The organism is Sphingomonas sp. NPDC092440 (assembly GCF_044754985.1).
GTDB lineage: Bacteria > Pseudomonadota > Alphaproteobacteria > Sphingomonadales > Sphingomonadaceae > Sphingomonas.
On the sequence record NZ_JBIVQA010000003.1, the window covers coordinates 160,491 to 174,832 of the forward strand.

Annotated in this window: 9 protein-coding genes and 1 tRNA gene; 8 read left to right on the forward strand and 2 right to left on the reverse strand. The window is 67.2% G+C overall.

Annotated elements, in window-relative coordinates:
* The first annotated feature begins 19 nt into the window (after positions 1-19).
* The 4 genes from lon (at position 20) to ACIQCS_RS06115 (ending at position 5,668) form a co-directional block, all read left to right on the forward strand.
* Positions 20-2,416, forward strand: a complete 2,397-nt coding sequence (gene lon, locus ACIQCS_RS06100; RefSeq protein WP_345851130.1) for an endopeptidase La — start codon at positions 20-22, stop codon at positions 2,414-2,416.
* 169 nt (positions 2,417-2,585) lie between these two features.
* On the forward strand, positions 2,586-2,858 hold the full coding sequence (locus tag ACIQCS_RS06105) for an HU family DNA-binding protein (protein WP_086129015.1): 273 nt from the start codon (positions 2,586-2,588) through the stop codon (positions 2,856-2,858).
* 99 nt (positions 2,859-2,957) lie between these two features.
* Positions 2,958-3,032 (forward strand) — tRNA-Val (locus tag ACIQCS_RS06110).
* Positions 3,033-3,595: 563 nt separating this feature from the next.
* A complete protein-coding gene (locus ACIQCS_RS06115) occupies positions 3,596-5,668 on the forward strand; it encodes a M13-type metalloendopeptidase (RefSeq protein WP_345851134.1) in 2,073 nt (690 codons plus the stop codon).
* A gap of 216 nt (positions 5,669-5,884) precedes the next feature.
* On the opposite strand, the gene bla is transcribed toward ACIQCS_RS06115, so the two are convergent.
* Both bla and ACIQCS_RS06125 read right to left on the reverse strand, forming a co-directional pair.
* Positions 5,885-6,784, reverse strand: coding sequence for a subclass B3 metallo-beta-lactamase (gene bla / locus ACIQCS_RS06120; RefSeq protein ID WP_345851135.1), 900 nt, complete (start codon positions 6,782-6,784; stop codon positions 5,885-5,887).
* A gap of 89 nt (positions 6,785-6,873) precedes the next feature.
* Positions 6,874-7,107, reverse strand: a complete 234-nt coding sequence (locus tag ACIQCS_RS06125; protein ID WP_345851136.1) for a hypothetical protein — start codon at positions 7,105-7,107, stop codon at positions 6,874-6,876.
* Between the two features lie 221 nt (positions 7,108-7,328).
* On the opposite strand from ACIQCS_RS06125, the gene ACIQCS_RS06130 reads away from it, so the two are divergent.
* The 4 genes from ACIQCS_RS06130 (at position 7,329) to ACIQCS_RS06145 (ending at position 14,233) form a co-directional block, all read left to right on the forward strand.
* On the forward strand, positions 7,329-8,213 hold the full coding sequence (locus tag ACIQCS_RS06130; protein ID WP_345851137.1) for a DMT family transporter: 885 nt from the start codon (positions 7,329-7,331) through the stop codon (positions 8,211-8,213).
* 63 nt (positions 8,214-8,276) lie between these two features.
* Positions 8,277-9,542: an amidohydrolase family protein gene (locus tag ACIQCS_RS06135; RefSeq protein WP_345851138.1), complete on the forward strand. Its 1,266-nt coding sequence runs from the start codon at positions 8,277-8,279 to the stop codon at positions 9,540-9,542.
* Positions 9,543-9,797: 255 nt separating this feature from the next.
* Positions 9,798-11,396 carry a hypothetical protein gene (locus tag ACIQCS_RS06140; RefSeq protein WP_345851139.1) on the forward strand — a complete coding sequence of 533 codons (1,599 nt, stop codon included), beginning with the start codon at positions 9,798-9,800 and terminating at the stop codon, positions 11,394-11,396.
* 86 nt (positions 11,397-11,482) lie between these two features.
* Positions 11,483-14,233 carry a TonB-dependent receptor domain-containing protein gene (locus ACIQCS_RS06145; RefSeq protein WP_345851140.1) on the forward strand — a complete coding sequence of 917 codons (2,751 nt, stop codon included), beginning with the start codon at positions 11,483-11,485 and terminating at the stop codon, positions 14,231-14,233.
* Positions 14,234-14,342 lie beyond the last annotated feature (109 nt).

Here is a 14,342-nt window from a genome sequence, read left to right on the forward strand (position 1 = left end):
TGCGGGCTCAGGAGTATTCATGAAGCATTCCTACCCCGTTCTTCCCCTCCGGGACATTGTCGTCTTCCCGCACATGATCGTGCCGCTGTTCGTGGGCCGCGACAAGTCGGTCGCCGCGCTCGAGGCGGCGATGGCCGACGACAAGGAGATATTCCTCGTCGCCCAGCTCGATCCGGCCGAGGACGATCCCGGCCGCGAGGATCTGTACGATACCGGCGTTTCCGCCGAGGTCCTCCAGCTGCTCAAGCTGCCCGACGGCACCGTGCGCGTGCTCGTCGCCGGCAAGGAGCGCGGCGTGCTGGTCGCGATGGAGGAGGGCGGCGCCTATCTGACGGCGAACGTCGCGCCGGTCGAGGACGATGCCGCCGAAGGTGCCGAGATCCAGGCGCTGATGCGCTCGGTGGTCGACCAGTTCGAGAATTACGCCAAGCTCAACCGCAAGCTGCCGGCCGAGACCGCGGTGCAGCTCGCCGAGCTGGAGGACGCCTCGCGCCTGGCCGATGCCGTTGCCGCGAACATTGCGGTCAAGGTCGCCGAGAAGCAGTCGCTGCTCGTCGAGACCAATCCGATGAAGCGCCTCGAGATGGTGTTCGCCTTCATGGAGGGCGAACTCGGCGTGCTGCAGGTCGAGAAGAAGATTCGCAGCCGCGTGAAGCGCCAGATGGAGAAGACGCAGCGCGAATATTATCTCAACGAGCAGCTCAAGGCGATCCAGCGCGAGCTGGGCAATGAGGGCGAGGAAGGCGATGGCGACGAAGTCGCCGAGCTGACCCAGAAGATCGCCACGCTGAAGCTCAGCAAGGAAGCGCGCGCCAAGGCCCAGGGCGAGCTCAAGAAGCTCAAGACCATGGCGCCGATGAGCGCCGAGGCGACGGTGGTGCGCAACTATCTCGATGTGCTGCTGGGCCTGCCCTGGGGCAAGAAGTCGAAGCTCAAGAAGGACATCGCCGAGGCGCAGAACGTGCTCGACGAGGACCATTACGCGCTCGAGAAGGTCAAGGACCGGATCGTCGAATATCTCGCGGTCCAGGCCCGCACCAACAAGCTGAAGGGGCCGATCCTGTGCCTCGTCGGCCCGCCGGGCGTGGGCAAGACCTCGCTGGGCAAGAGCATCGCCAAGGCGACCGGGCGCGAGTTCATCCGCCAGTCGCTGGGCGGCGTGCGCGACGAGGCCGAGATCCGCGGCCATCGCCGCACTTATATCGGCTCGCTGCCGGGCAAGATCGTATCCAACCTCAAAAAGGCCGGAACCTCGAATCCGCTGTTCCTGCTCGACGAGATCGACAAGCTCGGCCAGGATTTCCGCGGCGATCCCGCGAGCGCGCTGCTCGAGGTGCTTGATCCGGAGCAGAACAACAAGTTCAACGACCATTATCTGGAGATCGACATCGATCTCTCGGACGTGATGTTCGTGTGCACGGCGAACTCGCTGAACCTGCCGCAGCCGCTGCTCGACCGCATGGAGATCATCCGGCTCGAAGGCTATACCGAGGACGAGAAGGTCGAGATCGCCGAGCGCCATCTGATCGAGAAGCAGATCGAGGCGCACGGGCTGAAGGAAGGCGAGTTCACCCTCGCGCCCGAGGGGCTGCGCGCGCTGATCCAGAAATACACGCGCGAGGCGGGCGTGCGCACGCTCGAGCGCGAGATCGCCAAGCTCGCCCGCAAGGCGCTGCGCAAGATCCTGGAGGGCAAGGCCGAGCGGGTGACGATCACGCCGGACAATCTCTCGGAGTTCGCCGGCGTGCCCCGATATCGCCACGAGCTGGGCGAGGAGGAGAACCAGATCGGCGCGGTCACCGGCTTGGCCTGGACCGAGGTGGGCGGCGAGCTGCTGACCATCGAGAGCGTCACCGTGCCCGGCAAGGGCATGATCAAGACGACCGGCAAGCTGGGCGACGTGATGAAGGAATCGGTCGAGGCCGCGTTCAGCTTCGTCCGGGCGCGGAGCCCGGCCTATGGGATCAAGCCGAGCCTGTTCGGGCGCAAGGACATCCATGTCCATCTGCCCGAGGGCGCGGTGCCCAAGGACGGCCCGTCGGCGGGCATCGGCCTGGTGACGGCGATCGTCTCGACGATGACCGGCGTGCCGGTGCGGCGCGACATCGCCATGACCGGCGAAGTCACGCTCCGCGGGCGGGTGCTGCCGATCGGCGGGCTGAAGGAGAAGCTGCTCGCGGCGCTGCGCGGCGGCATCAAGACGGTACTGATCCCGGAAGAGAACCAGAAGGACCTCGCCGAGATCCCCCAGAACATCCGCGACGGGCTGGAGATCGTGCCGGTCAAGCATGTCGACGAAGTGCTGCGCCTGGCGCTGACCGAGGCGCTCACGCCGATCGACTGGAGCGAGGCCGACGAGCTGGCGACCCAGCCTCCCGCTGGCAGCACGGGCAGGGGAGATGCCGTCCATCATTGATGGGCGGCACCGTCCTTAATGTTCGAGTGACCGTAACCTTTTCGTCATTTCGAGGGAAAAGCGGGCTGAATCGTTTTGACAGCGCGGGCGGGGGCGTGCTGACGTGATCGCTCGGCCCGCCGCCGCGACTCGCGCATTTCTGCGTATTCATGAGGGGGAAAATCACGAAATGAACAAGCAAGAGCTGATCGGCCAGGTCGCCGACACCTCCGGGCTCGGCAAGGGCGATGCGAGCAAGGCCGTGGAGGCCGTGTTCGACGCGATCCAGGCCGCGCTCAAGAAGGGCGACGAAGTTCGCCTGGTCGGTTTCGGCACCTTCTCGGTCAGCAAGCGCAAGGCCTCGACCGGCCGCAACCCGCGTACCCGCGAGCCGATGACCATCAAGGCCTCGAACCAGCCCAAGTTCAAGGCCGGCAAGGGCCTGAAGGACGCGGTCAACTAAGCCGCATTTAAAGGGCCTTTGGGGCTGGACAGCAGGGGCTGTGCCGCCTAAAGGCCCGCTTCCCATTTCGGCCGCCAAGGGTTTCAGGACCTGGCCAATGGGCGCGTAGCTCAGTGGTAGAGCACACCCTTCACACGGGTGGGGTCGTAGGTTCAATCCCTACCGCGCCCACCATTTCAAAGGCCCGTCGGTGATCCGGCGGGCTTTTCTCGTTTGCCGTGTCTCGCTGGTTCCGAGCGGGTTCCTTGAAGGCGAGGGCAGGGGCCTGGGTTGAGGAGTCATATTCTTCCCTCGTCACCCCGGCCTTGCGCCGGGGTCCCGCTATCTCGCCGGCGGAAGCAGGAGCGGGATCTCGGCGCAAGGCCGGGATGACGGTAGATGATCAGGCACGGTTTGGGTTCGCACACCCGGGCACTTGCCCGTGTCGGATCGGCCATGCTCCGGAACTTGCAAACTAGGATTTCGCCTGCTCCCTGCTGGCGGATGCGCGTGCCCTTCCTTTCCCTGGCCGATCGCACCCATCGCGAACGCCCGCGTGGGAAGCAAAGAGGGAAAGCGTAGCGTATGTTTCGTAAACTTCCGCGCGCCGCACCTGGCTCGAATCCGCCGCGCGACGCTGGCCAGCGCGCCGATCCGCCGGCCGGCATTCGGGCCCGCGCAAGGATATTGCGCGGCTGCCGACGTCGTGACACACCATCCCCAGACGCGCCTAACGTCTCAATATCGGGGGACCTCCATTGAAGAAATATCTGCTGCTCGCATCGGCTGTGGCCGTGCTCGCCGTGCCTGCGATCGGTTTCAGCCAGCAATCCGCCGCGCCCGTTGCGGCCGGCGCCACCGCCGATGCGGGCGCGGCGCGCTACGGCACCTGGGGCTTCGACCTCACCGGCATGGACAAGGGCGTGAAGCCGGGCGACGACTGGTATCGCTTCGTCAACGGCGCCTGGACGGATCGCACGGCGATCCCCGCCGACCGCTCCTCCTACGGTGCTTTCGCGGTGCTGCGCGATCTTTCGGAAGTGCGGATGCGCAGCCTGATCTCGGGCTACAGCGCCACTGATGCCGCGCACCCGGACCGGATGAAGGCGGCGATCCTCTATTCGGGCTTCATGGACGAGGCGCTGGCCGAGAAGCTCGACGCCCAACCGCTCGCCGAGCGCCTGGCGCCGGTGAAGGCAGCCGCCAGCAAGGACGACCTGGCCCGGCTGATGGGTGCCTCGGTCGGCGGCTTCGGCGCCAGCTTCTTCGGCGTGGGCGTGAACGACGACGCCAAGAACCCGGACGTCTATGCCCTGTATCTGCGCCAGTCCGGCCTCGGCCTTGGCGACCGCGACCTGTATCTCGACGCCAAGTTCGCGCCGCAGCTGGCGCGCTACCAGCAATATGTCGCGCAGCTGCTCGGCATGGCCGGCTGGGCGGATGCCGACGCGGCGGCGGCCAAGGTCGTCGCGATGGAGACTCAGATCGCCAAGGCGCACTGGACGCGCGCGCAGAGCCGCGACCGCGACAAGACCTACAATCCCACCGGCATCGCCGAACTGAAGGCGCAGGCGCCGGGCTTTGGCTGGGACGCCTTCTGGGCGGCGGCCGGCCTTGGCAAGGCCGATCGCGTGATCGTCGCGCAGAACAGCGCGATCCCGGTGATTGCCAAGATCTTCGCCGATGCCGATCTCGACACGCTTAAGGCCTGGCAGGCCTTCCGCACCACCGACGACATCGCGCCGCTGCTGTCGAAGCGCTTCGTCGATGCGCAGTTCGAGTTCCGCTCCAAGTTCCTGAACGGCCAGCCCCAGCAGCGCGAGCGCTGGAAGCGCGCGGTGGCGTTCACCGAGCGCGGCATCGGCGAGGGTGTGGGCCGCGACTATGTCGCGCTCTATTTCCCGCCGGCCTCCAAGGCGAAGATGGACACGCTGGTGGCGAACCTGCGCGTCGCGCTGGCCGGCCGGATCGACAAGCTCGCCTGGATGAGCCCGGCCACCAGGGCCCAGGCCCAGGCCAAGCTCAAGGGCTTCACCGTCAAGATCGGCTATCCCGACAAGTGGCGCGACTACTCCGCGCTCGAAGTGAAGCCGGGCGACGTGGTCGGCAATGCCGAGCGCTCCGGCCGTTTCGAATGGGACTATCGCCGCAACCGCCTGGGCGGGCCGGTGGACAAGGCCGAATGGGGCATGACCCCGCAGACGGTGAACGCCTATTACAACCCGGTGAAGAACGAGATCGTCTTCCCGGCCGCGATCCTGCAGGCGCCCTTCTTCGATCCGCAGGCCGATGACGCGGTGAACTATGGCGGCATCGGCGGCGTGATCGGCCACGAGATCAGCCATGGCTTCGACGATCAGGGCCGCAAGTCCGACGGCAATGGCGTGCTGCGCGACTGGTGGACGGCGGAGGACGCCGCCAAGTTCGAGGCCCAGGCTTCGCGGCTCGGCGCCCAGTACGAGGCCTATAGCTTCGACGGGCTGCCCGGCGTCCACATCAACGGCCGCGCGTCGATGGGCGAGAATATCGGCGACCTGGGCGGCGTGCTGATCGCGCTCGATGCCTATCACCAGTCGCTCGGCGGCAAGAAGGCGAAGCTGATCGATGGCTATACCGGCGACCAGCGCTTCTTCCTGGGCTGGGGCCAGGTGTGGCGCACGCTGTTCCGCACCGAGGCGCTGCGCCAGCAGCTGGTCAGCGATCCGCACTCGCCCGGTCAGATCCGCGCGGTGAATCCGCTGCGCAACGTCGACGCCTGGTATGCGGCATGGAAGATCGGGCCGGACCAGAAGCAATATGTTGCGCCGGCGGACCGGGTGCGCATCTGGTGAGCTGATCGACGACGCGTATGAAGAGGGGCCCGCCGATCGCCTGACCGGCGGGCCTTTTCCTGAGTGCGGGGCGGCTAGGTTGAGGACTCATATTCCTCCTTCGTCACCCCGGCCTTGAGCCGGGGTCCCGCTGCCTTGCTGACGGAAGAAGAAGCGGGATCCCGGCGCAAGGCCGGGATGACGGCGGAAAATCAGATACTTGTTTGGGTTCTCAACCTAGCGTGCCTTCCCCGCCTGTTCGTCGGCCAGCCGTTTGGCCAGCGCCGTCGCGGACCGGGTCGCATAGGCACGACAGGCGGTGGGATCGAGATAGGGGTTCGGTCGCATGCCCTTGGCGAAACGTGCATATTTCTCGACGCCGCCCGAATTGTCGGGATGCGCGCTGAACATGATGTCGCAGGGCATCGCGCGGAACCTGGCTTGAGAAGCGCGGAAGCTCGCGACCACTTCGGGATGCCTGGTGAAGCGATAACCGTCGGCGGCGACCGGGTTGAGGCTCGCGGCGAAGACCATCGCCCTGCACGCGCGGCCCTCGCAGCTTCGCCAGGTCCAGCTCATGCTTCCCGGCGTATGGCCCGGCGTGGCGCGGGCAGTGACGGTGACGTTGCCCAGCCGGATCGCCTCGCCGTCCTTCACCACCCGCACCCGGGAGACGGCGGGGAAGGGCACCAGCCATGCCACCTGCGGATCGTCCGCGCTGCTCATGCCGCGCCTGAGCGATTGCGCGGCCCAGTCGCTCGCCAGCACCGTGGCGCCGCTGTCCCGCACGAGGGCGGCGAGCCCGCCGGCATGGTCGAAATGCGGCTCGGTGCTGAGGATGAGCTTCACGTCCTCGATGCGATAGCCGAGCTTCTTCAGGTTCGCCTCGATCGCGTGGACCGATTGCGGCACGGCGCCGTCGATCAGGATCAGCCCCTTGCCGGTGTCGATCAGGCCGACGTTCATGCCCTGGAAGCCGACCAGATAGCTGTTGCCATGGACCCGGATCGGCGCCTGCGGACCGATCCACTTGGCGGCCGCCTCGGGGGCGATCGGGCGAGTGAGCGGATCGTCCTGCTGCTGCGGCGCGGGCGCGGCGGCGAGCAGGGCGAGCGCGGCGAGATGGATAGACTTCATCCTGGGCTCCTTGATTTGCTGCCCGGCGAGATGATCCACGGGACGGCGCGCGCGCAAACCAGCATTTCTCGGAAGAGCCATTAGCTGGATTAATGGATGAAGGCTCGAAGCCATTTCCCAACCATTGCCATCCCGGCCCTGGCGAGGATGAGGGGAGAAGGCGAGGCGGTACGCCGCGTCGCGCGGATCGGGCGGGGCGGGCGCTTGCCTTGGGCCGTGGCGACAGTGGTGGCGGCGGCGGTGGGATTCTGCTGCCGCGGCTGCTGCGCGGGCGCGGGCGCGGCGGCGAGCAGGGCGAGCGCGGCGAGATGGATCGGCTTCATCCTGGGCTCCTTGGTTTGATGCCCGGCGGCATGATCCGCCGGGCGACGCGCGTGCAACCCATCATTTCTTTTGCGGAACCATTGGCTGGATTGATGGCCGAAGGAAGGCATGAAGCCGCTTGCCGGCCATCGCCCTCCCGGCCTTCGCGAGAATGCGGTTCGCGAGGATGCGGGAAGCGGGTAAGGCCGCGCGAATCGAGAGGATCGGGTGGAGTAGGCGCGTGCTCTGGGCAGTGGCGACGGTGGCGGCGGCGGCATTTCAGGTGGGCCGCAACGCGCTTCAGCGCGGCATGATGTCGAACACGGGGCCCTGGGGTGCGACGCTGGTGCGCTTCCTGTTCGGCCTGCCCTTCTCGCTCGTCTTCACCGCGATCGCCGTCGCGATCACGCCGCAGGTCCAGCCGCAGTTCGGCTGGGCGTTCTGGTGGCCGGCGCTTGCCGGGGCGCTGGCGCAGGTGATTGCCACCGCCGCGCTGCTGCTCGCGATGCACCATGCCGGCTTCGCGGTCGGCACCGCGCTCCAGCAGAGCTCGGTCCCGCTCGCCGCCACTGTCGGCCTGCTCGTGTTCGGCGACAATCTCTCCGCGCTCGGCTGGTCGGGCGTGGCAGTGACGACGCTGGGGCTCGCCGTGCTGGTCTGGCCGAAAAAGGTCGAGGGCGCGGGGCACCCGGTGCTCGGCATCGCGTTCGGCGTCGCCTCGGGCCTGTTGTTCGGCTTCGCGCTCAACGCGTTCCGCCATGCTGGGCTGCGGCTCGAGCCGCATCACCCCTTCTTCTCGGCCATGGCCTGTGTCGCGATCGTCCAGGCGGTGCAGGCGGCGGGGTTGGGGCTCTATCTCGGCATGCGCGATCGGGCCGCGCTCGTGGCGGTGATCGCCGGCTGGCGCCAGTCGCTGGGCGCCGGCCTGTTCGGCGCGCTTGCCTCCTCGGGCTGGTTCCTGGCGCTCAACCTGGCGCCGGCCGCCGCGGTGCGCGCGCTCGGCGTGATCGAGATGCCCATCGCCGCGGCCGCCGGCCATCGCCTGTTCCGCGAGGCGCTGAGCCTGCGCCAGGCCCTTGGCGTGATCCTGATCACTGCCGGCGTGGCGATGACGGCGATGTACTGATCCGCGCGCCGGGCAGCGGGAGAGGGCTGGCGCGGACCCTCCGCCTTTGCCAGTCTCATGGGCATGACCAAGCTCCGCCGCCTGCTCGCCGCCGCCTTCCTGCTGCTCCCTGGCAGCGCCTTCGCCCAGAAAGTGCCGGTGCTGCTCGTTCCCGATCGCGTCTTCACGGCGAGCGACCGCGCGATGCATGACGGCTGGAAGGTCCTCGTTGCCGACGGCAGGATCGTGGCGGTCGGTCCGGACGTCGCCGCACCGCCCGGTGCCGAGACGCGGGCGCTGCCCGGCACCACGCTGCTGCCCGGGCTGATCGACCTCCACGTCCATCTCTTCCTCCATCCCTATGACGAGACGAGCTGGAACGACCAGGTGATGAAGGAGCCGCTGGCGCTCCGCACCGCCCGGGCGGTCGCGCATGCCCGCGCGACGCTGATGGCGGGCTTCACGACGGTCCGCGACCTCGGCACCGAAGGCGCGGGGGAGGCGGATGCCGGGCTCAAACAGGCGATCCAGCAGGGCATCGTGCCCGGTCCGCGCCTGCTCATCGCCGGCCGCGCCCTGGTCGCCACCGGCGCCTATGGCCCCAAGGGCTATGCCTATGACGTGCCGCAGGGTGCCGAGGAGGTGAGCGGGGAGGAGATCGTTCCCGCGGTGCGCCGGCAGATCGCGCATGGGGCCGACTGGGTGAAATTCTACGCCGATTATCGCTGGGGGCCGGGCGAGCCCAGCCGCGCGACCTTCAGCCTTGGCGAGCTGGAAGCAGGCATTGCCGCCGCGCATGATGCCGGGCGCAAGGTCGCGGTGCATGCCAGCACGCCCGAGGGGATGCGCCGCGCGATCCTGGCCGGGGCCGACACGATCGAGCATGGCAACGATGCCACGCCGGCGGTGTTCGCGCTGATGAAGGCGCGCGGCGTGGCATTCTGTCCCACGCTCGCGGCCACCGATGCGATCGCCCGCTATGGCGGCTGGAACGGGGCGGCGCCCGAGCCCGAGGCGATCCGCGCCAAGCGCGCCAGCTATGCCGCCGCGCTCGCGGCGGGCGTGACGATGTGCGTGGGCGGCGATACCGGCGTGTTCGCGCACGGCGCCAATGCGCGGGAGATCGCGCTGATGGTCGCCTGGGGGATGAAGCCGCTCGACGCGCTCTGGACGGCGACGGCCGGCAACGCGAAGCTGATCGGGCTGGGCGACGAGATCGGCACCATCGCGCCCGGGCGAATCGCCGATCTGGTCGCCGTTGCCGGCGATCCCGCCGCGAACATCGGCGCGCTCGATACGGTGACCATGGTGATGCAGCGCGGCCATCTTGTCCGGATGCCCGGCGAATGACATGATGCTTTCATCGGCGATTCATGAAGCGGATCCGCGCGGATGCTTCATCGCGGGCGCGTTATTTGGCCCATTGCCTGAGCGATCGCCTGATTGGCTGTAATATTATCGTCATTTTTCTGTCATCGTAACGACTCTCACAACTCATGTACGTGTCATTATCCCGGCCTAACCCCGGCCCGGGCGCAAAGGGGGCAATCGTTTCGATCGCCGCGCGCCCGGATCAGCAACGATACGACCGGGAGTTTTTGCGCGATGGCGAGCTTCAAGCGCTTCGGCCTCATTCTCATGACGACAGCCGCCTCTGCGGCACTCTCCGCGTGTAACGGCGCGGGCAATGTGGCATCCCCGGGCGCCGGCAGCGTCGTCATCGTGACGCCGACGCCGACTCCGCCGGCCACGCCGACTCCGACGCCGCCGTCGGCGATCACCGCGGCCCAGTTCGCGGCGGTCACCACGCAGAACAGCATCAGCATCACGGCGCAGGAGCAGCTCGACATCGTCAATGCGGGCTCGAACAACAACGTCAACGGTACCAATCAGCTGAACGGCATCTTCCCGGTCAGCGCGACTTCGCTGACTCCGGCCTTCAACCCGGCGACGCTCAATCCCTTCTTCGTCAGCACCAACTATGTCGGCGCGCTCAACGGCCCGACCGACACGGCGTTCGACGGCTGGACCTGCAACTCGACCACGGCCAATTTCGGCGCGACCAGCGCCAACTGCACGGCGGTTCCCGCGATCGGCAGCGGCGGCTCGACCGCGGCCTGCCCGGCCGGCACCACCGATGACGGCCTGACCCAGACCTTCCGCCTGTGCCGCCTGCCCCAGGCGATCACCACCGACCTGTCGCTGCCGAAGATCTCGGGCGTGGTCTACCGCCTGCGTGGCCAGACCGAGGTCGGCACCGATCAGGGCGCGACCGGCGGTGCCGGCGTGACGCTCACCATCGCGGCCGGCGTCGTCATCGCGGCCGATTCGACCGAGCCGACCAACGACCTGCTGCTCGTCAACCGCGGCTCGAAGATCCAGGCGGTGGGCACGGTCACCCAGCCGATCATCTTCACCTCGCAGCAGAATCTCGCCAACAACGGCGTCAGCGACGTGACCCAGGGCCAGTGGGGCGGCATCATCCTGCTCGGCCGCTCGACCACCGCGGTCTGCGCCTCGGGCACCGGCGGCAGCACCGGTACGCCCTGCCAGCAGGCGATCGAGGGCGTGACCGGCCGCTTCTACGGCGGCAGCAACGAAGCCGACAGCAGCGGCCAGATGTCGTTTGTCCAGATCCGCTACACCGGCATCGCCATCTCGGACGGCAACGAGCTCCAGGGCCTGACGCTGGGCGCCACCGGTTCGGGCACGATCATCGACCATGTCCAGAGCCACAACTCGGCGGATGACGGTGTCGAGATCTTCGGCGGCACCACCAACCTGAAGTATTTCGCGGTGACCGGTGCCGACGACGACGGCTTCGACGTCGACAATGGCTGGCGCGGCTTCATGCAGTTCATCATCGCCGCGCAGAAGGTGTCGGGCGCGACTGCCGACTCCTTCTCGACCGAGATCGACTCGAACGGCCTCGAGGACCTGCTGCCCCGTACCTGGGGCCGCTACGCCAACTTCACCTTCATCCAGACGGCGCTGGCGCCGGCTGCCATCCGCATCCGCGGCGGTGCCGACTTCACCTTCGTCAACGGCATCGTGAAGACTCCGGCCAACGTGGCCTGCGTCAACATGGTTGCGGGCGAGACCAGCGCCAGCGACCGCTCGACGATCCGGCCGGCCAACCCGGCGCTCCAGGATCAGGGCCCGCCGGTGTTCAACTCGGTCTATTTCAGCTGCAACGGCCGCTGAGGCCCCTGCAGCTCGTGCGGAAACTGTCGGGGCGGCGAGATCCGCTGCCCCGACATTGCTCATAAATTCTACTGGGTGACACGGCCATGCAGCGACGCCTTGCTTACGCCACGCTTCTTCTCCTGACGTCCCAACTCGTCTCTCCGGCCGCGCTCGCCCAGACGACGGGGCAAGCCGCGCCTGCTCCGCCCGCCGCCGATGCGCAGGAGGAGCAGAAGACTCCCGAGGTCTCCGCGCCGGGCGTGGACATGGACCTGACCGACATCGTCGTGGTCGGCCGCCATATCCCGAACGTCGTGCGCGCCACGCCGCAAGTGGTGTCGGTGCTGTCGAGCGAGGACATCGCCCGCACGGGCGAGGGCGACATCGCCGGCGCGCTGACCCGCGTCACCGGCCTCAGCGTCGTGGGCGGCGGCTTCGTCTATGTCCGCGGTCTCGGCGATCGTTATTCCTCGTCGCTGCTCAACGGCTCGCCCCTGCCGAGCCCCGAGCCGCTGCGCCGCTCGGTGCCGCTCGACATCTTCCCGACCTCGATCGTCGGGTCGGCGCTCGTCCAGAAGACCTATTCGGTCAATTATCCGGGCGAATTCGGTGGCGGCGTCATCAACCTCACCACCAAGGCGATTCCCGACAAGAACTTCGTGACGGTCGGCGGGTCGATCTCGGCCGATACGGCGACGACGAGCGAGCTTGGCTACACCTATTTCGGCAGCAAGACCGATTGGCTCGGCTTCGACAAGGGTACGCGCAGCGTGCCCGATTTCATCCGCAATGCGCCGGCCGGCTCGGGCCTGATCCCCGCCGGGCAGGTGCTCCAGCTTTCCAACGCCTCGACCACGCTGCTCCAGCGCAACGATCATCTTCCGGCCAACTGGTCGGGAGAGATCAGCACGGGCATGGTGTTCGATCTGGGTTCGGACCGGCTCGGCGTGATCACCTCGGTCGGCTACAGCAATACCTTCCGGACCCGTTCGATCCGCCAGCAGGACAGCGTCACCGAGAATGGCGCGATCCGGAACGACTACCACACGCTGCTCACCGACAACCGCATCGTCGGCAACGCGCTGCTCGGCCTCGGCTATTCGTTCGGCGAGAGCACGATCCGCTGGACCAACGTCTATATCCGCGACGTGCTCAAGCAGGGGCGCGGCTCGGCGGCGGTGGTCTACAACAATGCCAGCGGGCTGCGCTTCCAGCAGAACACCAACTGGTTCGAGCGCCAGCTGTTCGAGAGCCAGCTGGTCGGCGAGTTCCGCTTCTCGCCCGCGCTGCGGCTCGACCTGCGCGGCGCCTATGCCAATTCGAAGCGCAACGCGCCCTATGAGCGCCAGTTCGACTATCTCTGCTCGCCGACCACCACGACCGGCGTGCCGGCCAATTATGACGGCGGCAATGGCGTCGGCGGCTTCCAGTGCAACGGCGTGTACCAGGTCACCCAGCGCTTCTCGCCCTTCGCCTCGATCATCTTCTCGGACCTGAACGAGAATCTTTGGACGGGCCAGGCGGACCTGGTCTACAAGCTCAATCCGATCCCGCTCACGCTGTCGGCGGGCTATTATTATTCGGATACCGATCGCTTCTCGCGGCGCCTGCAGTTCAACTACCAGACCAGCGCCGGTGGCGGCACCGCGCCGGGTTATCCGTACAATCTGCTGCGTCCGGATTATCTGCTCAGCCCCGATGTGGTGAACAATGCCTGCCCGCAGGTTCGCCGCGGCGCCTGCACCATCGAGATGCAGTTCAACACGCCGCTCGGCGCCTATGCCTATGATGCGAAGCTGCGCATCAACGCGGGCTATTTCCAGGCCGAGACCGAGGCGCTGGACGGGCTGCGGGCAGTGGCGGGCGTCCGCTACGAAAAGGCCGAGCAGAGCGTCACCCCGGTGGGCACCACCGGCACGCGCCTGAAGAACGACTATTTCCTGCCGGCGATCACGGTCACCTGGAACTTCGCGGAGAACATGCAGCTGCGCAACAGCTTCTCGAAGACCGTCTCGCGCCCGCAGTTCCGCGAGCTGGCGCCGCAGCAGTTCCGCGATCCGGACTCGGATCGCCTGTTCTTCGGCAACCCGCTGCTGCGCGATTCGGAACTCTACAATCTCGAGACGCGCTTCGAATGGTTCTTCGCGCGCGACCAGCGCTTCACGCTGGCGGGCTTCTACAAGCGGATCAAGAATCCGATCGAGCAGGTGGGCTTCTATACCGGCGCCGACGATCGCCTGCAGACCGGCTTCACCAATCTGCCCAAGGCGAAGCTCTACGGTGCCGAAGTCGAAATGCAGAAATACTTCCCGCTCGACACGCTGGGCGGTTTCTTCAGCACCCGCCGCGCGCTGGTGATCGCGAACTACACCTATACCCATTCGTCGATCACGGCCGACAGCAGCTGCGTTCCCAACGTGCTGAACCAGACGCTGGCGCGCTGCGCCACCGGCTTCGGCCCGGCCAGCCTGCAGTTCCGCGACGGGGCGCCGCTCACCGGCCAGTCGGATCACCTGGTCAACCTGCAGCTCGGCATCGAGGACACGCAGAGGCTCTCGCAGCTGACCCTGCTCTTCAACTATGCGAGCGACCGCGTGACCAATCGCGGCCCCTCCAACCTGTCAGGCAACGGGTTCCAGCCGGACATCGTCGAGCGTCCGGGCATCCGCCTCGACATCGTTGCGCGCCAGGGCTTCGAGCTGGCCGGCGGCAAGTTCGAGCTCAAGCTGGAGGGGCGCAACCTTACCCGCACGCGCTTCGACGAGCGGCAGACCTTCCCGAACGGCAATGTCGTGCTGGTGAACCGCTACAATCTGGGCCGGATCTTCTCGCTCGGCCTCAGCACGACCTTCTGATCCGGGGTCCGGAAACGAAGCGGCCGGCCGGGTGCGAACCCGGCCGGCCGTTCCGCTTCCCGCGTTCCGCTTCCCGCGTTCCGCTTCCCGCGTTCCGCTTCCCGCGGTC